At 59.5% G+C, this 18,236-nt stretch carries 19 protein-coding genes; 6 read left to right on the top strand and 13 right to left on the bottom strand.

The annotated features are described in order from the left end of the window. Nucleotides 1-14 precede the first annotated feature (14 nt). Nucleotides 15-1,586 carry an inorganic phosphate transporter gene (locus tag V6N02_RS15295; RefSeq protein WP_371226740.1) on the bottom strand — a complete coding sequence of 524 codons (1,572 nt, stop codon included), beginning with the start codon at nt 1,584-1,586 and terminating at the stop codon, nt 15-17. A 385-nt stretch (nt 1,587-1,971) separates the two neighbouring features. Between V6N02_RS15295 and V6N02_RS15290 the strand changes: the two genes are divergently transcribed. Next, nucleotides 1,972-3,600 (top strand): AMP-binding protein, encoded by a 1,629-nt coding sequence (locus V6N02_RS15290; protein ID WP_371226738.1) that lies wholly within the window; start codon nt 1,972-1,974, stop codon nt 3,598-3,600. 260 nt (nt 3,601-3,860) lie between these two features. On the opposite strand, the gene V6N02_RS15285 is transcribed toward V6N02_RS15290, so the two are convergent. Next, on the bottom strand, nt 3,861-4,088 hold the full coding sequence (locus V6N02_RS15285) for a DUF1150 family protein (protein WP_371226736.1): 228 nt from the start codon (nt 4,086-4,088) through the stop codon (nt 3,861-3,863). 4 nt (nt 4,089-4,092) lie between these two features. After that, nucleotides 4,093-4,506 carry an Hsp20 family protein gene (locus V6N02_RS15280; RefSeq protein WP_371226734.1) on the bottom strand — a complete coding sequence of 138 codons (414 nt, stop codon included), beginning with the start codon at nt 4,504-4,506 and terminating at the stop codon, nt 4,093-4,095. A gap of 160 nt (nt 4,507-4,666) precedes the next feature. Between V6N02_RS15280 and V6N02_RS15275 the strand changes: the two genes are divergently transcribed. Beyond that, on the top strand, nt 4,667-4,891 hold the full coding sequence (locus tag V6N02_RS15275) for a YdcH family protein (RefSeq protein WP_371226732.1): 225 nt from the start codon (nt 4,667-4,669) through the stop codon (nt 4,889-4,891). Between the two features lie 48 nt (nt 4,892-4,939). On the opposite strand, the gene V6N02_RS15270 is transcribed toward V6N02_RS15275, so the two are convergent. Genes V6N02_RS15270 through V6N02_RS15260 form a run of 3 tightly spaced genes read right to left on the bottom strand, consistent with a single transcriptional unit; the run spans nt 4,940 to nt 7,416 of the window. Then, complete coding sequence (locus tag V6N02_RS15270; RefSeq protein WP_371226730.1) at nt 4,940-5,941, bottom strand: haloalkane dehalogenase; 1,002 nt, start codon at nt 5,939-5,941, stop codon at nt 4,940-4,942. Nucleotides 5,942-5,985: 44 nt separating this feature from the next. Continuing rightward, complete coding sequence (locus V6N02_RS15265) at nt 5,986-6,570, bottom strand: TetR/AcrR family transcriptional regulator (RefSeq protein ID WP_371226728.1); 585 nt, start codon at nt 6,568-6,570, stop codon at nt 5,986-5,988. Nucleotides 6,571-6,615: 45 nt separating this feature from the next. Beyond that, nucleotides 6,616-7,416 carry a class I SAM-dependent methyltransferase gene (locus V6N02_RS15260; protein WP_371226727.1) on the bottom strand — a complete coding sequence of 267 codons (801 nt, stop codon included), beginning with the start codon at nt 7,414-7,416 and terminating at the stop codon, nt 6,616-6,618. A 79-nt stretch (nt 7,417-7,495) separates the two neighbouring features. Between V6N02_RS15260 and purE the strand changes: the two genes are divergently transcribed. Next, nucleotides 7,496-7,978 carry a 5-(carboxyamino)imidazole ribonucleotide mutase gene (gene purE, locus V6N02_RS15255; protein ID WP_371226725.1) on the top strand — a complete coding sequence of 161 codons (483 nt, stop codon included), beginning with the start codon at nt 7,496-7,498 and terminating at the stop codon, nt 7,976-7,978. Then, nucleotides 7,975-9,039 (top strand): 5-(carboxyamino)imidazole ribonucleotide synthase, encoded by a 1,065-nt coding sequence (locus V6N02_RS15250; protein WP_371226723.1) that lies wholly within the window; start codon nt 7,975-7,977, stop codon nt 9,037-9,039. Before purE ends, V6N02_RS15250 begins: the two co-directional genes overlap by 4 nt. 290 nt (nt 9,040-9,329) lie before the next feature. On the opposite strand, the gene V6N02_RS15245 is transcribed toward V6N02_RS15250, so the two are convergent. Both V6N02_RS15245 and V6N02_RS15240 read right to left on the bottom strand, forming a co-directional pair. Next, nucleotides 9,330-10,481: an alpha-D-ribose 1-methylphosphonate 5-triphosphate diphosphatase gene (locus V6N02_RS15245; RefSeq protein ID WP_371226721.1), complete on the bottom strand. Its 1,152-nt coding sequence runs from the start codon at nt 10,479-10,481 to the stop codon at nt 9,330-9,332. Further along, on the bottom strand, nt 10,478-11,206 hold the full coding sequence (locus V6N02_RS15240; RefSeq protein WP_371226719.1) for an esterase/lipase family protein: 729 nt from the start codon (nt 11,204-11,206) through the stop codon (nt 10,478-10,480). The genes V6N02_RS15245 and V6N02_RS15240 overlap by 4 nt, the downstream gene beginning before the upstream one ends. A 173-nt stretch (nt 11,207-11,379) precedes the next feature. On the opposite strand from V6N02_RS15240, the gene V6N02_RS15235 reads away from it, so the two are divergent. After that, nucleotides 11,380-11,820 (top strand): NUDIX domain-containing protein, encoded by a 441-nt coding sequence (locus V6N02_RS15235; protein WP_371226717.1) that lies wholly within the window; start codon nt 11,380-11,382, stop codon nt 11,818-11,820. Here the strand turns inward: V6N02_RS15235 and V6N02_RS15230 are convergent. The 5 genes from V6N02_RS15230 to V6N02_RS15210 form a co-directional block, all read right to left on the bottom strand. Next, entirely contained in the window at nt 11,787-12,653 is an 867-nt protein-coding gene (locus V6N02_RS15230; protein WP_371226715.1) for a DMT family transporter, read from the bottom strand. The two genes, V6N02_RS15235 and V6N02_RS15230, sit on opposite strands and share 34 nt — an antisense overlap. A 117-nt stretch (nt 12,654-12,770) precedes the next feature. Further along, a complete protein-coding gene (locus V6N02_RS15225; protein WP_371226713.1) occupies nt 12,771-14,078 on the bottom strand; it encodes an NAD(P)/FAD-dependent oxidoreductase in 1,308 nt (435 codons plus the stop codon). Nucleotides 14,079-14,147: 69 nt separating this feature from the next. After that, nucleotides 14,148-15,080: a pirin family protein gene (locus V6N02_RS15220; RefSeq protein ID WP_371226711.1), complete on the bottom strand. Its 933-nt coding sequence runs from the start codon at nt 15,078-15,080 to the stop codon at nt 14,148-14,150. Between the two features lie 21 nt (nt 15,081-15,101). Then, entirely contained in the window at nt 15,102-15,383 is a 282-nt protein-coding gene (locus tag V6N02_RS15215; protein ID WP_371226709.1) for a GNAT family N-acetyltransferase, read from the bottom strand. A 159-nt stretch (nt 15,384-15,542) separates the two neighbouring features. Continuing rightward, a complete protein-coding gene (locus V6N02_RS15210) occupies nt 15,543-16,292 on the bottom strand; it encodes a YebC/PmpR family DNA-binding transcriptional regulator (protein ID WP_371226707.1) in 750 nt (249 codons plus the stop codon). 121 nt (nt 16,293-16,413) lie between these two features. Here V6N02_RS15210 and V6N02_RS15205 point away from each other — a divergent pair, with 121 nt between their 5' ends. Then, a complete protein-coding gene (locus V6N02_RS15205; RefSeq protein ID WP_371226704.1) occupies nt 16,414-18,186 on the top strand; it encodes an SLC13 family permease in 1,773 nt (590 codons plus the stop codon). Nucleotides 18,187-18,236 lie beyond the last annotated feature (50 nt).

The following is an 18,236-nucleotide window of genomic DNA, read 5'->3' as shown; positions in this document are numbered from 1 at the left end:
TGTGCGGGTGGATATCAGGGTAGCATCATGCCGCGCAGCGCAAAGTAAAAGATACTGGCCATCGCCGCCGACACTGGCACCGTGATGATCCAGGCTGAGACGATTTTCAGCAGCGAAGACCGCTTGACCAGTTGCCGCTTCAGCGCTTGTTGTAATTGTTTGCGCTGTGCTGCGGTAATGCTGGCCTCCGGGCCCATCTTTTTCAACTCGTTCAGAATGCGTTTCTTGTCCTCTGGTGGAGCGTTCTGGAAATCGCGCAATGCATGTTCCACTTCTCGGAAGTCAGCCTCGCCCCTATGGGACTGGATCACGGTCTCGACCACACGACCAAGCCGTTGTTCCAGAAATTCGCGCAGAAACCCCACCCCGAACACGCCGCCCAGGGCAACATGGGTCGAACTGACCGGCAAACCCAGCTGACTGGCGATGATCACCGTGATCGCAGCCGCAAGCGCAATACAAAAAGCGCGTGCACGATCCAGTTCGGTGATCTCGGAACCAACGGTCCGGATAAGCTTGGGTCCGAACAGCGCCAGCCCGATTGAGATGCCGATCGCGCCTATTCCCATAACCCAGAACGGAATCGCCACCTTGCCGCCGCCCTCGCCTTCACTCAGAACGTCCACAATCCCGGCCAGCGGGCCGACGGCGTTGGCCACGTCATTGGCGCCATGGGCAAAGCTGAGCATGGCAGCCGCGAAGATCAATGGAACGGTAAACAGGCGGTTGACCCCGTCACGATCCGGCGACAGACCCGGAGCCCTTTTGGCGACCAGGGGTTTGATCACGATATAGATCACACATCCGGCGATCAGTCCGACAAGCAGCGCCATCGGGAAGGATATCTTAACCAGATGCTTGATCCCTTTCAGCGCAATATAGGTGGTGAAGGCCCAGCCCATCACACCGATCATGATCGGCACGATCTTCTTGGCGGCCTCAATCGGGTCGGCTTTGAAAAACACCGTCTTTTTGAGCAGGAATAAAGACAACGCGGCAATCAGACCGCCGACCACTGGCGAGATCACCCAGGACGAAGCGATCCTTGCCATGGCGTCCCAGTTCACGATCTCCCAGCCGCTCGACGCGATGCCTGCGCCCATGACGCCGCCAACGATGGAATGTGTTGTCGACACGGGCGCGCCCAGCCAGGTGGCGAGGTTCAGCCAGATCGCCGCGCCCAGCAACGCCCCCATCATGACCCAGACAAACATGTCCGGGTTATCAATGTCAGCCGGGTCGATAATGCCTTTCTTGACGGTGGACACCACGTCCCCACCGGCAATGATGGCCCCTGCGGCCTCGAACACGGCTGCGATCAGGATGGCCATTGTCATCGTCATGGCCAGGGAACCCACGGCGGGCCCGACATTGTTGGCCACATCGTTGGCGCCAATGTTCATCGCCATGTAGGCACCGATCACCGCAGCCGCGATCAGCATGTAGGATTGTTCCAAGTGGGCAAACTGCGTGCCGGTATAGATGATCACCGCCACGATAAAGAGAATGGCCGTACCAAGCCGACCGACTTCATCGCGACTGAGATTGGTTGCACGTTCGACCTTGCTGTATTCCTTCAATTGCATGGACCACCCCTCGTTGGACAAAGAGCGCGATCCCAGATCGCGCTCACAGATTCCCAGAGTCTAGCGCGAATAAAGCGAACGCGCCTTGACGCGGGTCATGGAACCGGACGTTTAGTCGGTTAAACTGGAGGGTCTTTTCCGGCAATTCCTGCCATGCATCGCCATGGTCTGATCGCTTCAGCACGGATGCCGTGGTCCGCAAGGATTGGCGGCTTAAAGCCCACCTGCAGGTGCGAAGCGCCCCCTCGCACCCGCATCACCTGTGACAGGACGCTGTACAGCCGGCTGCATGCCTTTTTAATTGTCTGACATTTAAATATTGATCGCGACTAAAATCTCAATATGGTCACTCCACCCTTTGCCGCACGATTCAGGGAGGATCGAAATGGGCTGGATGAGTGACGAAACCGGGCTGGACAAAAACGCCGCCAATTTTGTGCCGCTGACACCGCTGTCGCATCTGCGCCGCGCCGCACGCCTTTTTGCCGACCAAGAAGCCGTCGTCTATGGATCCACCCGGCGCAGTTATGCGCAGTATTACGAACGCTGCACGCGTCTGGCTTCGGGGCTGGTCAAACTGGGCGTGACGCCCGGCGACGTGGTGGCCACCGTGCTGCCCAACATCCCCGCCCATGCCGAGGCACATTTTGGCGTGCCCGCTTCTGGTGCCGTATTGAACGCGATCAACACCCGGCTGGAGGCCGACACCATTGCCTACATCTTTGATCATGGTGGGGCCAAGGTAGCACTGGTCGATCCCCAGTTCCTGCCCGTTGTCGCCGAGGCTGTAGAGATGATGGAGGGCCCCGCCCCCACCCTGATCGAGGTCGCGGATGATGTGGGCGGGGTGCATGCCCATGGCCATTACACGGAATACGAGGCACTTCTGGCCTCGGGCGATCCCGATTTTGAATGGATCATGCCCGAAGATGAGTGGGAAAGCCTGGCGCTGAACTATACCTCGGGCACCACGGGGCGTCCCAAGGGCGTGGTCTATCACCACCGGGGCGCGTATCTGATGACGATGGGGACAGCCATTGATTGGCCCGTACCGCGCGGGGCACGCTATTTGACCATCGTGCCGATGTTTCACTGCAACAACTGGAACCACACCTGGATGATGCCCATGCTGGGCGGCACGGTGGTTTGCTGTCGCGATATCACGCCTGCGGCCATTTACAATGCCATCGCCGATGAGGGCGTCAGCCATATGGGTGCCGCACCCATCGTTCTGAACATGATCGTCAATGCCAAGGATGAAGAACGCCGCCCCTTCGATCACGTGATCGAGGTTTTCACCGCTGGCGCCCCGCCCCCTGCCGCCACTTTGGCCGCGATTGAACCCTTGGGCTTTAACGTCACGCAGGTCTACGGGCTGACCGAAACCTATGGCCACGTCACCCAATGCATCTGGAAAACCGATTGGGACACCCTGCCTGATGATGACCGCTATGCGATCAAGGCCCGCACCGGGGTCGAGATGAGCATGGCCGAACACATCACCTCGATGGATGCGGACGCCATGGAACAGATTCCCATGGACGCACAAACACAGGGCGAAATCATGGTGCGCGGCAACACGGTGATGAAGGGCTATCTGAAGAACCCCAAGGCTACCTCCGAGGCATTTGAAGACGGGTATTTCCATTCCGGAGATATCGCGTTCCAACACGATGATGGCTATCTCAAGATCGCGGATCGCGCCAAGGACATCATCATATCGGGCGGGGAAAACATCAGCTCGGTCGAGGTGGAAGGCGCGTTGATGAAACACCCCGCCGTCCTGCTTTGCGCCGTGGTCGCCCGCCCCGATGACAAATGGGGCGAAACCCCTTGCGCCTTTATCGAACTCAAGGACGGGGCCAAGGCAGATGAAGCCGGGATAATCGCCTTCGCCCGCGAGCACCTTGCCGGATTCAAATGTCCCAAATCCGTGGTGTTTCAAGAGCTGCCCAAGACAAGCACCGGGAAGATCCAGAAGTTTGAGCTGAGGAAAGTGGCGCGGGAGTTGTGAACGCACGAACGTCTGCTATGCGGGATAGAGCGAAACTTGCCCCCCACGCGGAACCAAGGCCGCAGGCCGCCGCGCAATTGCCAGACCGCCCGCAAGGGCTGGCGATTTGGTGAGGAAAGCGCGTCGCTCTGATCTTTTGCGGATTTGGCGGCCATAAAGTGCTCTGCACAGAAGTCGGTTCGCCATTCCGCGGTCTGGCCATCGCGCGGCTTGGGTCAATGACCGCTTGGGCTCTGCGCAGCCATTCAGGTATATTGAATTTAATGCACCCCAACCGGTGTCAGGTTGTTCTGACGCGCCAGCACAAAGGCCAGTGCACGATCTTTGACCAGGGCCAGACGTTCGCCATCGACCGAATACACCGCATAAAGCGTTTCAAGGCCTTCGGCCTGCTGGCGCACCTCGTCGGGCAGCTCGGTGACCGGAACGGGGCGTACATAGACGATGGCCTGCCCCTCATCTGTCTCGAATTCAAATTTCGTATCCATAACGCTACCCCCTGTTGATCTTGATCGTTTGCACAACTGTCTCAGGCTCTGCTCGGGTCAGGTCGACATGCAGCAGACCGTTTTCCATGATCGCCTCGCCCACTTCCACACCGTCGGCCAGTACGAAAGAGCGTTGAAACTGTCGTGCGGCAATACCGCGATGCAGGAACACCCGCGCCTCGCCATCGTCGCTCTGGCGGCCACGGATCACCAACTGGCGGTCCTCCACCGTAATCGACAGGTCACCTTCGCCAAAACCGGCCACGGCCAGCGTGATGCGATAGGAAGATTTCGAGGTTTGCTCGATATTGAACGGAGGGTAACCTTCGTTGCCCGTCTTGGCGCTGCGTTCCAGCATACGCTCCAGCTGTTCAAATCCCAGCATATAAGGGTGCGACCCCAGGGTAAGCTTTGTCATCGACACGTCCTTGGCTTAAGCGACAGTCCTGTTTTGCATGGCCCCTTACACGGCGACCAGCAACAGAAATATGGGGACTTAACCCTGCCCGCGCAAGGGCTTTGCGAAATCCTTTGGAAATACTATGTTAGCAGTTCAAGAGCCACGGGAATCTTAGCCTATGAACGTCCTCAGCGACCTGTCGATGAAGTCAGACGAGGTTTTGCGCGTCGAACTGGAAGAATATCGCCACCAGCACCGCGATCTGGACGAAGCGATCACGGCACTACAGGAAAAGGGCACGGCGGACGCCCTGACAATAAAGCGCTTAAAGCAGCAAAAATTGCGGCTGAAGGATCATATCGCCCTGATCGAAGACCGTCTCTATCCCGATATTATCGCGTGATCCATTCACGCCGGCGCGATTGGCGAGCGCGATAGCGCTTATCAGGGTCTAGCGCGCATCTTCAACCCGATCGCGAATCCAGTCAGAGAGGTTGCGCCCGATAACCTCGGGGTGGTCCTCCTGAATGTAGTGAAGGCCCGGCCCGATGTAACGTGTCTCGATGTTGCTGTAGTTCGAGGCGGCAAAGGCAGCAGTCTCTGGCGACACCAGCAAGCCAGGCGATGCATAAAGTACCAGCTTGGGCTGTTCGGATGTCATCAGCCAATCGGCGATCTCCTGCATCACGGTCACGTTGCGCGCAGGCACACCCTCGATTGGAATTTCATTGGGCCAGACCAGAATGGGTTTGCGTGTTTCAGGCGTTGGATAGGGCGCGCGGTAAGCCTCCATTTCACCCTCACCAAGCGGACGCAGAACGGCCCCCGGCAACAACCCCTCGATAAACGCGTTCTGCTCCAGAATGATCTCGGGGCCCTTCACCGGATCGCGAAATGCCTGGAAAGTCTCGCGCATCTGCTGATCCGCGATCATGCCCCACTCCGGGATCGGCAAGGCGGGCGGCGCAGCGGCCTCCATCATTGCTATCGCCTTCACGTTATCCGGGTTGTTGGCAGCATAGTAACTGCCAAGGCCAGCCCCCCAGTCATGCAGAACAAGGGTGATATCGCTCAGTTCCATTGCCTCGATGAAACCTTCTACATGGGCATAATGATCCTGAAACGTGTAATCGATATCCGGCTTGTCACTGGCCCCCATCCCAATCAGGTCGATGGCAATGACCCGGTGATCATCCGAGATAAAGGGAATGACATTGCGCCAGATATAAGAGGACGTTGGATTGCCGTGGATCAGCAAGGCCACCGGCCCCTCACCTGCCTCGATATAGGCCATCTGCGCACCCAATACCTCTACGAATTGATGCTCGTAAGGGAATTCGGCCGATATGTCAGAAGCGTTTGTCACCGACTGTGCCTGACTAGCGCCTGCGAAAAACAGGCCTGCCCCTCCCAGCATCGCCACCGCCAATAGTGTTGATTTTATTCGTTTCATCACATCTTCCTTTCTTCTCTGTTCGGTGAAGTTTGAGTAAATAATTATCGCAGATCGGCCACCGCCTGTGCCGCCATCCGGGCGAGCTCTTCTTGTGGGCGCTTGGCCCGACCGAGGATACAAAGCGCAACATGCACGGCGAAAAGGCTGGCACTGCGCCCTTCGACGGCATCACCCGGCAGATCAATCTCTCCACGCGCAATGGCGCGGGTCAGCGTGTTCACATAGGCAGATTTGATCCGGTCAAAATAGGCATCAAGCCGATCCTTCACGGCGCTATCCTGCGCAATCTCTTCCTGCGACGTGCTGCAGACCAGACACCCGGACACGCCCTCTTTGCCATCTGCTAAGCCCACCAGCCGGTTCAGAAGATTCGCGATATCCTGAATACCGGCCTCGTCACTTTCCAGCTTGCCCAGAAAATCGCGCCCAACCTGTTCAAAGAAATCGTCCAGAGCCTGCAGGAACATCTCACGCTTGTCGCCGGGGCCATTGTAAAGCTGGCGACGGTTCAGCCCGGTTGCCGCTTCGATATCGGCCAGAGACGTCTCTGAAAACCCATGCTGCCAGAAAACGCCAAGGATATTCTTGCGCAGCGCGACCGGGTCATATTCGATTTGGCGGGCCATGACTTTTTATTCACCGGTCAGTGAATAAAGTCAAGGTGACCCTCTTTACCCCTTTTGCGCTACGAGGGTGTAGCAAAGGGGCAATTGCGCGTCCTGCCCTTCGTATTTGTCGTAGGCCACTTCGCGATTGGAATGGGGGTATTCGGTCAGGCTTTCAATCACCAGACCAGCCTGCACACAGCTGGTGACGACGTCACCCATATTGTGCAGGAACCAATAGGATGTCTCTCCCTTGCCGCCATCCGTGCCGTCATAGGTCATCACCTCGTTCTCAACGAAGGGATCCGTCTTGAAATAGGAATGCACAAGGCGAAACGGGTGTTCATCCTCAGGCTCGAACATTTCCAGAACCGGATGGGTTTCATAGATCACCAGCCGCCCGCGCGGGGCCAACAATCCAGCGACAATCTCGAAAAACCGTGGCAGGTCTGGCATCCAATTCAGCACGCCGATGGTGATCAGCGCCAGGTCAAATCCCCAGGGCGTTTGTTCGGGCAATGCATAGATATCGGCCTCCAGAAAGGCGCAATCCGACCCGGCGATATCCGCCAGGCGCCGCGCCTGATCCAAAAACGCGCTGGATTGATCTATCCCCAGAACCGGCAGCGCGCCAAGGCTTGGCAAAGACAACAACTCGCGCCCGTTATTGCACCCGATCTGCACCACGCGCAGGCCTTCGACCCCGATTTGGCGTAAAACCGCCGTCATGGTTGCGTCAAAGACTGAAAATCCCGGCCGGGCGACATCCCGGACCAGGGCGCTCCAGTCTTCGCCCGCTTCGTGCGCCGGGGCCGAGGCGTCCCAGGCCGCCTTGTTGGCTTGGGTGAAGCCTTTGACATCACTCATCTCTGTGCCTCCTGAAACCATCTTGTCAGCCCGCCGCGCATCTCTATAGTGCCGCATTCCAAAACGATAGGACAGCGCAATGAGCGACGTGAAAGTGGGGATCATCATGGGCAGTCAATCCGACTGGCCGACGATGAAGGAAGCCGCTGACATCCTGGATGAATTGGGCGTGGCCTATGAGACGCGGATCGTGTCGGCGCATCGCACACCCGACCGGCTTTGGGACTATGGCAAAACAGCCGCTGACCGGGGGTTGCAGGCGATCATCGCAGGGGCCGGTGGCGCCGCGCATTTGCCCGGCATGATGGCGTCCAAAACCCGTGTGCCGGTGATTGGCGTGCCGGTGCAAACCAAGGCCTTGTCCGGTGTCGACAGCCTGTATTCCATTGTGCAGATGCCCAAAGGCTTTCCCGTTGCCACCATGGCCATCGGTGCCGCGGGTGCGGCCAACGGCGGCCTGATGGCTGCAGCTATTCTGGCCAATTCCGATACCGATCTGGCTGCACGTCTGGACGCGTGGCGCGACGCGCTTTCGGCCTCGATCCCGGAGAGCCCGGAATGACCGCCCTGCCCGCCGGGGCCACCATCGGGATCCTGGGCGGTGGACAGCTGGGCCGGATGCTGTCAGTTGCAGCCGCCCGCCTGGGATTCAAAACCTGCATTTTTGAGCCCGGCGGCGATTGCCCGGCCAGCCATGTGGCCAACTACCATTTCAAGGCCGAGTATGACGATGCCGACGCCCTGCGCCAGTTTGGCAAGGCGGTAGATGTCATCACCTATGAGTTTGAAAACATTCCCACATCCGCGTTGGACATCCTTGAGGCGATGAAACCCGTGCGCCCCGGGCGCGATGCCTTGCGGGTCAGTCAGGATCGGCTGGTTGAAAAGGCATTCCTTAGCGAGATGGGCCTGTTGACCGCGCCTTTCGCCGCCGTGGATGATGCCGTGGATCTGGCCGAAGCGATGGCCGAAATTGGCCTGCCCGCCATCCTCAAAACCCGTCGGTTTGGCTATGACGGAAAAGGACAGGCGCGGATCACGACGCCGGATGATGCCGAACAGGCGCTGGCCGATATGGCAGGACAACCGGCGATCTATGAGGGGTTTGTGGACTTCTCACACGAGGTGTCGGTGATCGGCGCACGCGGGGTGAGCGGCGAGGTGGCGTGTTTCGATCCCGGTGAGAACGTGCATCGCGAGGGCATTTTGCGCACCACCACCATCCCCGCGCGCCTGTCCCCGTCGCAACGCTCGGATGCGGTGTTGTTGACCGCGCAGATCCTCAACAAACTCGATTATGTCGGGGTGATGGGGGTGGAACTGTTCGTCACGCCCGAGGGTCTGATCATCAATGAAATCGCCCCGCGCGTGCATAATTCCGGGCATTGGACGCAGCAAGGCTGCACCGTTGATCAGTTTGAGCAGCACATCCGTGCAGTGGCGGGATGGCCTTTGGGCGATGGCACGCGGTATGCGGATGTGGTGATGGAGAACCTGATTGGCGACGATATGGACCGCGTCGATCAGATCGCGCGGGAAAGCCATGCGGCGCTGCACCTCTATGGCAAGGCCGAGACCAAGCCGGGCCGCAAGATGGGGCATGTGAACCGCATATCAAGGTAACAGGCGTAAATCCGTTTGGCGGACGAAGCGGACCTTCGCCGTGGGCCAGCCACCGGAGGCCAACGTCAGCCCCTGGGGTGGCGACCCACAGGGCACTTTATGGCTGCCAAATACGTCCACAGAACGAACGCAGCGCTTCCGTCAAACAAATCGCCAGCCCAAGGGAGGGGCTGACGATGGCTGGGCCGCTGCGCGGCTGTTAACCGGCTTGGCGCATGACGGGAACGACCGCACTGGGCTCAGAGCGGGCATTCAAGGCTGTAGAAAACCGTCCTCCCGTTTTCCGGCCATCACCCCACAAACCGCGCAGCCACTTCGCCGCTCATGTAACTCACCTGCCCGGCGCAGATCGTGGCGCAAACGGCGTGGCTCTCCGCATCAAACACCACCAGATCAGCACGTTTGCCGCGGGCCAGTATCCCCCGATCCTCCAATCCAAGAACTTTTGCCGGGCCGGAGGAGACCAGCGCCCAGGCCCCGGCCAGATCGCTGACACCGCTTTCGGCCATCAGGAAGGCCGCCCGGCGCAACGACGGGTAGTGATAGTCCGAGGCCAGCGCATCGACCTGTCCCATGATCACCCGTTCCACCGCGCTGGCATTGCCATTATGTGACCCGCCCCGCACGACGTTAGGTGCCCCCATGATCACCCGGTCGCCATGGGTGAAAGCCGCGTCAACCGCCTCAATCTGCTCGGGAAACTCGGCAATCCGCACGCCGCGCGCACGCCACGCGCTCCGCTCTTGCGAGGTGCGGTCATCATGGCTGCCCAGCCGAACGCCGGATGCGATTAGGGCCGTACAAGCCCGGTCCAGCGCTTCGGGCACCTCGCCGTGGCGCGCATGCAGTCCCTGCATATAGGCCAGATGTTTCTCGGGGTTACGCCCGATCCGCAGCGCCTGTCCGGTCAGCCGTTTGGGGCGCTTGCCCTTGGTCAAAGCCTCATGCGGCAGGTGATCGTTGAACACCACATAGCCAATGCCGTGGCGCGCCACCATCTGTTGCATCTCGGCGTAATCGTCCACCATCGGCGTCTCGAACCGCAACTGGGCGTGCAGATCAGTGACCACGCGCGGGGCCACCTGTGTCAGGGATGCAAACACACGTTCGGCGAATTCGGCGCCACGCATGCCGCCTTCCCAGCTGTAAAACTGCGCCAGCACAGCGGTGGTGATGCCATTGGCGGCCAGTTCCGCCTCGGCCGCGATCAGCCCTTGGCCCAGATCCTTCATCGCACCGCGCCGCGGGGCCAAATGCCGCTCGAACCCGTCTCCATGGGCGTCGACAATGCCGGGCAGGATCAGATAACCGCTGAGGTCAATCTCGCGCAAATCAGCGCGATCCCCGACAATCCGCCCTTCGACCAGGTTCAGCGCATCCTGACTCAGGCCTTCGGGATGCAATACCTCGGCGCCGGTCAGCCGGACGGCCAGTCCACTCACTCGCCGTCACCCCAGATCAGATCACCCATGGTGAGATCATGGTCAAAAGCGCCGTTGCGCAAAAATGCCTGCACCTGTGCGATCACCAGCGGGTTCATCGTCATGAATGTGTGGGTCACCGGCAGTTCGATATGATCATCCATACCCTCGACCTTGGTCGACTCGACCGAGACCTTGCCATCATCCACCCCTTCGATCAGCGATGAAAAATAGGGGTTGAGCGAACGTGTGCCAGCAATCACCCCAAGCTCAAAATCCACGGGCGGCAGGTTATCAGGCAGCCCGTTTTCGCCCGCCTCAAGCTGCATTCCGGCAGGGCCGTTGAGCCATTCAAACAACTCGTAGCCGCCAAATTCATTCACGATTTCAGAGCCCTGGTTGGGCGGCCCCAACATTACCACGCGGCCAAGGTTAAGCGGCTCCTCCCGCTGTTCGGCAAGCCAGAAACGCAACAGGATGCCACCCATGGAATGGGTTACAAAGTGAATCTTGCCCTCGCCACAGACCCGCACTGCAAAGGGCAGCGTTTCATCAGCCAGCTTAGCAATCTCATCGCGGGTCGAAGGATAGTCGGGGCGAAATACATCGTAGCCCTCGTCCTCCAGCACCTCTTCCATTACCAGAAAAGACGCTTCGGTCCGCGCCAGCCCATGCAGTAGAATGACACAATCCGCCCGCGCCAGGCCGGGCAAAAACATCAAAAGGGACAGAACCAACACTCTCATGGAAGGTCAGATAAGCTCATTTCCAACGATAGAAAAGGGGCCATCCCGTAACGTTACCAGATGATGGACAACCATGTTGTTCTAGCATCATGCCCGCTTCCCCCCAAAGCTGATCCATTCTAAGACTATCAACGGTCCTCGACCGATATTCTTCGCTAAAACGAAAGCCACTCATGCCCATCCGCCTCTCAACCCGAGCCGTCATTGTGCAGGACAGTCGGCTTCTTCTGGTCAATGCCTTCCCGGGTGAGCGTAGTGGTTTATGGTGCGCGCCCGGTGGCGGGGCCGAGCCCGGACAGTCGTTGCCCGACAATCTGGCGCGCGAAGTATACGAGGAGACCGGGTTAACAATCGCCGTAGGAAAACCTTGCCTAATCAATGAATTTCACAATCCAGCCGACGGTTTCCATCAGGTTGATGTATTCTTCCGGTGCTCCATCACCGCCGGGGCACTGTCCGAGACATGGGAAGACCCCGAACAGGTCGTGCACAAGCGGCGCTTCTTTTCGCAGTCCGAACTGGGCACGATCCGCCTGAAGCCTGACAGCCTGCCACGCATCGCGTTTTCAGACACCCTGCATTACGATCCTTTGGAAGTATTGGTTCTCGAATAGCGCAAGACCGATACGGCCACGCCGCCCAGCACCAGGACCGAGGCCAGCACAACCTGCAGGGTCAGCATTTCTCCCAGGAACATCATACCGCCTGCCATGGCGATAACCGGCACGGTCAACTGTGCCACGGCAGCGACTGACGCCTGTAGCTGCGGTAAAACACTGTACCACAGCGCATAGCCGAGACCCGAGGTCACGGCCCCGCAGATCACGGCAAGCAGAACGCCTTCGATGCCCGGACCACCCGTTGCAATCTCGCCCAGCCACAGGCCCGGCAGCGCACAGATCAACGCCGCGATCACGAAATTCGCGCCCGTGTCCTGCAGCGCGTCTCCTGCCCGGCGCCCGGCCAGCGAATAAAGGCCCCAGCCGACACCCGCGATCGCCATGGCCCCGCCATGCAGCAGGCTGACCTGTGCCGAGCCGCCGGGCAAGAGCAGCCAGATCAGACCCGTCATCGCCAGTGCTGCGCCAATCCAGCGTCGGCGCGGCATGGCCTCGCCCGCGATCAATCCGCCGGCGAACATCGTAATCTGCACCATGCCAAACAGCACCAACGCGCCCAATCCGGCATCCAGCGCTTCATAAGCATATGAAAACCCAAAGAGATAAAGAAGCAAGGCGCCCACCCCAGCGACCCGGTGCGCACTGCCCAGCCGCATTTTGCCGCGTAGCAGAAGGCAAAGCGCACCCAGCATCACCGCACCGGCGACAAGCCGGATCGCCCCAAAGGCAATCGCGTCAATCCCGCCGCCAGCCAGGGCCATGCGGTTCAGAACGGAATTGGCAGCAAAGGCGATCATGGTCAACGCGACCACTAGAAACAGTCTCATACCCTCGCCCTACCTGACATAGGGCACCCGAGGATTGCGCAATAACGCCCCACACGGTTGTTTTCGCGCCGCATCGCGCGGCATATTAACCGACCAACCATGCCTGCCCCTTCCCGTTCAGCGCGCCTGCCAACGCTCACGCGTGTCCACCACCGTGCGATACCACAGATCCGCCGCCCTCAAAAAATGCGGTTTTTCAAAAGGATGCAAGGGGTGGCGAATAAGGCGCGTTTCGGTATAAGCCGTGGCGCCGCGCGGATCACCCATGGCGCGGTAAGCCGCCATGGCCCCCAGATAGGGTGCCATCACCGTGCCGGACCCCGAAAACCCCATCGCGTGGTGCAAGCCGCGATCCTCGCCGACATTTGGCATATGCTCAAAACTGTACCCGGTATTGCCTGTCCAGACATGGCTCAGCTTCACGCCTTCCAATTCGGGCCAGACCTCGCACATCGTGCGCTTCAAACGCCGTGCCGCAGTGGGCAGATCAATCTCGCACATCGAGGCACGGCCGCCAAACAGCACCCGTTTTCCATCCGGCGAGATCCGGAAATAGCTGTGGCGTGCGCGGGTTTCGACCATCATCCGCCGCCCCGGCGCAAGATGACCAATCAGGTTGGCGGGCAATTCTTCGGTGGCAATGATGTAGCTGGGCAAGGGGAACATCCGCGCCAAATGATCCCGAAAGGCCCGCGTGGTATAACCGTTGGTCGCCAGAACCACCTTGTCGGCGTGAATGGTGCCCTTCGCAATAAGCGCTTTAAAGCCCGCCCCGTCACGCTCCAATGCCATCACTTCGGCCTGTCCCAGAACGGGGATACCGCGGGCAAGGACAGCGTTCAGCAACCCCTGATGAAACTTCGCGGGGTGAATCGCGCCATGCTGGGGCAGCACGACGCCACCAAAATACCGCTCGGTCGCAATCTCGCGGTGCAGATCTTCGCGTTCGACAATTTCGATCTCGACATCACTTTTCGCCCGCACATGCGCCGCCAGCTGTTTCTGGTTTTCAAAGTGCCGCGCTGTCCAGGCCAGTTGAATACGGCCTGTCTGTTGCAGATCACACTCGATCCCCTCGTCTGCGATCAACCCTTTAACCCAGTCCAGCGCCGGACCAGCCTCGGCAAATATCGCATCGGCCACCGAGTGACCAAATCGCTTGGCCAGGACGCTCCATCCCAGTCTGGGATGTGCGCCAAACATTCCGCCATTGCGGGTCGAGGCCCCCTTGCCCGGATCGCCTGCATCCACAACAACCACCCGCGCACCGCAGCTTTCTGCGACCAAGGCCGCCGACAACCCAGTGTAGCCCGCGCCTATGACCAAGAGGTCACAGCGTTCAGGCAGCCCCGCCTCAAGCGGACTCTCCTCAAGTGCGTCCCACCAATAGGGGGTTCCCGCCTCAGCTTCTCCGGTCCATTCCATGCACTGCCTCCGCAAGGCCAACTGTGCGGCCCCGGCGCAGGCTTGTCCATCCCGCTTTGCACGAATCCATCACGGCAGCGGGATGAACTCCGCATCATCGCCGGGGGGCAGTTGAAAGCGGCCATGTTCCCAATCACCTTGGGCCCATGCCTCTTTCGCCGCATCCAGCTTTTCTTTGCTGGAAGCCACGAAGTTCCACGAGATGTAACGCGGTCCGTTCAGAGTCTCACCGCCCAGGGCCATGATCCGCGCGCCCTGCTCGCCAGCTTTCAGCGTGATGGCATCGCCCGGGCGGAAAACCATCATCTGCCCGGTTTCAAAGTCTTGTCCGGCAACCTCGACCGACCCTTGGGTCACATAAACCCCGCGATCCTCGTGGTCTTCGGGCAGGGGCAGCATCGCGCCGGGCTCCATCACTACATCGGCGTAAAACATATCGCTGAACGTGCTTACGGGCGCCGTCTCTCCCCAGCCACGGCCCATGATCAGGCGCAGCGCCTTGCCCTCGCCCTGCAGAAACGGCAACGCCTCTTGCTCGTGATGCTCAAAACTGGCCGCGCGCTCTTCGTCCTTTTCCGGCAGGGCCACCCAGGTCTGAATGCCAAACAGCTTACTTTCACCCTTGCGGGTCGCTTCGCTTGTGCGCTCGGAATGGGTGACACCGTGCCCGGCAACCATCCAGTTCACCTCACCGGGATAGATCATCTGGTTGGTGCCAAGGCTGTCACGGTGCTGAAACTCACCATCATAAAGATAGGTCACCGTTCCAAGGCCGATATGGGGGTGCGGGCGCACGTCGATCCCCTGCCCGGTCAGAAACTCGGCCGGCCCCATCTGATCAAAGAAGATGAACGGGCCAACCATCTGCCGCTTGGGCGCGGGCAAGGCGCGGCGCACTTCAAACCCGCCCAGATCGCGGGCGCGCGGAACAATCAGCGTCTCCAGCGCCTCAAGGCTGCCCGCATTGGGGCAATTTGGTTCCAGAGTCGGGTTCCAGCTCATTCCTGGTCTCCTTTTTGCGTTTTAATTCAGGATGTCATGCCACTCGGCATGGCGACGAAACTGGGCGGCGGCAAAGGGACAGAGAGGAAGAATTTTCACACCAGCCGCGCGCGCCTCTTCCACGGCGTGCGCAACCAGGGCCACGCCGACTCCTTTTCCGCGGTAGACATCCGGCACACCGGTATGGTCGATGATGATCAACGCCTCACCAGCCTTGGAATAGGTCAGTTCGGCCTCTGGGCCATCGTCGATGCGAGTGATGTAGCGACCTTTCGTGTCGCTCTGCTCATGATGAATGTCCATGGTGCTATCCTTTGTTCAAAACATAGATAGCACGTCCCGATGTCTGGCCAATCGACCACCTGCGCACAGCATCTGTGCCCGATACAACAGACAGGGCAATCTGACGGAGGCGTCAGGCAGGTCGCAGTCAAAAATTCCTTCAGAGCTGTTAGAGCGAGGTTACTCTTCGGCCAGTTGCGCCATCACCTCGTCTGAGGCCTCGAAATTGGCCGTGACGCGTTGCACGTCATCGTCATCTTCCAAAGCGTCGACAAGATTCATCAGCTTTTGCATACCTTCCAGATCCATCTCGGTGGTGGTGGTCGGTCGCCAGATCAGCTTGGTGCTTTCGCTTTCGCCCAGCTCGGCCTCCAGCGCATTGGAAACCTCGTTGAGATCGGTATCGGCGCACCAGATGACATGGCCGTCCTCCGAGCTTTCCACATCCTCGGCGCCAGCCTCGATCGCGGCCATCATCACCGTGTCGGCATCGCCCACGTCTGCCGGATAGGTCACCTCGCCCTTGCGTTCGAACATGAAACCAACGCTGCCCGTCTCGCCCAGATTGCCGCCGTTCTTGGCAAAGGTAGACCGCACGGTGCTGGCCGTGCGGTTGCGATTGTCAGTCATCGCTTCGACGATCACGGCCACGCCATTCGGGCCATAGCCCTCGTACCGGATTTCCTCGTAATCCTCGGCATCACCCCCGGTCGCCTTCTTGATGGCGCGCTCGATATTGTCCTTGGGCATGGATTGCGATTTGGCCTCTTTCACCGCAAGGCGCAGACGCGGATTTTTCTCAGGGTCCGGGTCACCCATCTTGGCGGCGATGGTGATCTCTTTGGAAAACTTCGAGAAAAGCTTGGCGCGGATCTTGTCCTGACGCCCTTTGCGATGCTGAATATTTGCCCATTTTGAGTGGCCGGCCATGCGCGCGCCTCCTTGTTTTTCCGAGGTTTTGCCCTCTTTATCCCAGCCCGCCCCCAAGCCGCAAGCGGTTGCTATTGCGGGGCGTTTGGGGTTCTCTGATCGAAAAACCGCGAGGGCCAACGTGACCAGTGATCAGATTATCCTTTTTTGCCTGTTTGGCGCTGTCTTCGGCTTCCTGCTGTGGGGGCGGTATCGTTATGATTTGGTTGCGTTTTCGGCGCTCATGCTGGGCGTTGTTCTGGGCGTTGTTCCGGCAAGCGAGGCGTTTTCCGGTTTTGGCCACCCGGCCACATTGGTCGTGGCGCTGGTGCTGGTGGTCTCGGCCGGGCTGGTGCGTTCGGGGGCCGTGTTCCTGATCACACGCACGCTGGTCGACAGCACGCGGTCCTTGGGCGCACATATCGCGATCATGGGCGGCATTGGCGGCGTGCTGTCGGCCTTCATGAACAACGTCGCGGCCCTTGCCCTGTTGATGCCTGTTGATGTGCAAACCGCACGCAAGGCCAAACGTGCGCCGGGAATTTCGCTGATGCCTTTGTCCTTCGCGACGATCCTTGGCGGGATGGTCACCCTGATCGGCACACCGCCCAACATCATCATTGCCTCGATCCGAGAAGAAAGCCTGGGCGAGCCGTTCAAGATGTTCGATTTCGCGCCCGTCGGAGGCGTCACCGCCATCGCCGGGCTGATTTTCGTAGCCTTTGTCGGCTGGCGCCTGATCCCTCAACGCGAGGACGCCACCCTTCAGGCCTCTGAAATTGCACAATATATTGCTGAACTGACCGTGCCTGCGGACTCGCCCCATGTGGGCAAACGCCTGATCGAGCTGGAGGAACAGGCCAACAAGGCCGATGTTGCCATCATCGGTCTGATCCGCGAGGGCAAACGCCGCTATGGCACCTCGATCAACCGTGAAATCCGCGCGGGCGATGTGCTGGTGCTCGAGGCCAGCCCCGACGCGCTGGACGAGTTTCGCGCCGCCCTGTCGCTGGCCTTTTCGGATGAAAAACGCGAGGAAATGCTCAAGGCCGAGGGGGCAGGCCTTGATCTGATCGAGGTAGTGGCCACAGTCGAAAGCCGCATCGCAGGCAAAACGGCCAAATCCATTGGGCTGCATTGGCGCCAACGCTCGGTCCTGATGGGCATTTCACGCAGTGGCCGCAAAATCACCAAGCAAGTGCGCAACACCCCCATTCAGGCGGGCGATATTCTGCTGTTGCTGGTGCCCAAAGACAGCGGCAATGACGTCACCGACTGGCTTGGATGCCTGCCTCTGGCCGATCGCGGGCTGGCCGTGACCCAAGACAGCAAAACCTGGCTGGCCATTGGCCTCTTTGCCGGGGCCGTGGCGCTGGCCAGCGTCGGGTTGCTCTATCTGCCCATCGCCTTGGGCCTCGTAGTTGTGTCCTATGTGCTGGCGCAGATCGTACCCCTGAAGGAGCTGTATGATCACATCGAATGGCCTGTCGTTGTCCTGCTGGGATCCATGATCCCGCTGGGGGCCGCCCTTGAAGATGTAGGCGGCACTCAATTGATAGCTGGCGCGTTGGTGGGCCTCACCCAAGGCATGCCTGCCTGGGCGATCCTGACTGTGCTGATGATAGTCACGATGAGCCTGTCAGATGTGTTGAACAACACCGCCACCACTATCGTCGCCGCCCCCGTGGGCATCCAGATGGCGCATTCCCTGAATGTCTCGCCCGATCCTTTTCTGATGGCCGTGGCCATCGCCGCCTCATCTGCCTTCCTCACCCCCATCGGGCACAAGAACAACACCCTGATCCTTGGGCCCGGCGGCTATCAATTCGGTGATTACTGGCGCATGGGGTTGCCGCTCGAAGTGCTCGTTGTCGCGGTCTCAATCCCTGCAATCCTTGTTTTCTGGCCACTCTGACGCTACTCATCTTGCCCAAAATACTCTGGGGTTTTGGGGGCAACGCCCCC

Origin of the sequence: Roseovarius conchicola (assembly GCF_041403425.1) — a bacterium.
In the GTDB taxonomy this organism is placed as follows: Bacteria; Pseudomonadota; Alphaproteobacteria; order Rhodobacterales; family Rhodobacteraceae; genus Roseovarius; species Roseovarius conchicola.
Note: the sequence above shows the minus strand (reverse complement) of the source record. Positions and strands in the feature narration are given on the sequence as shown.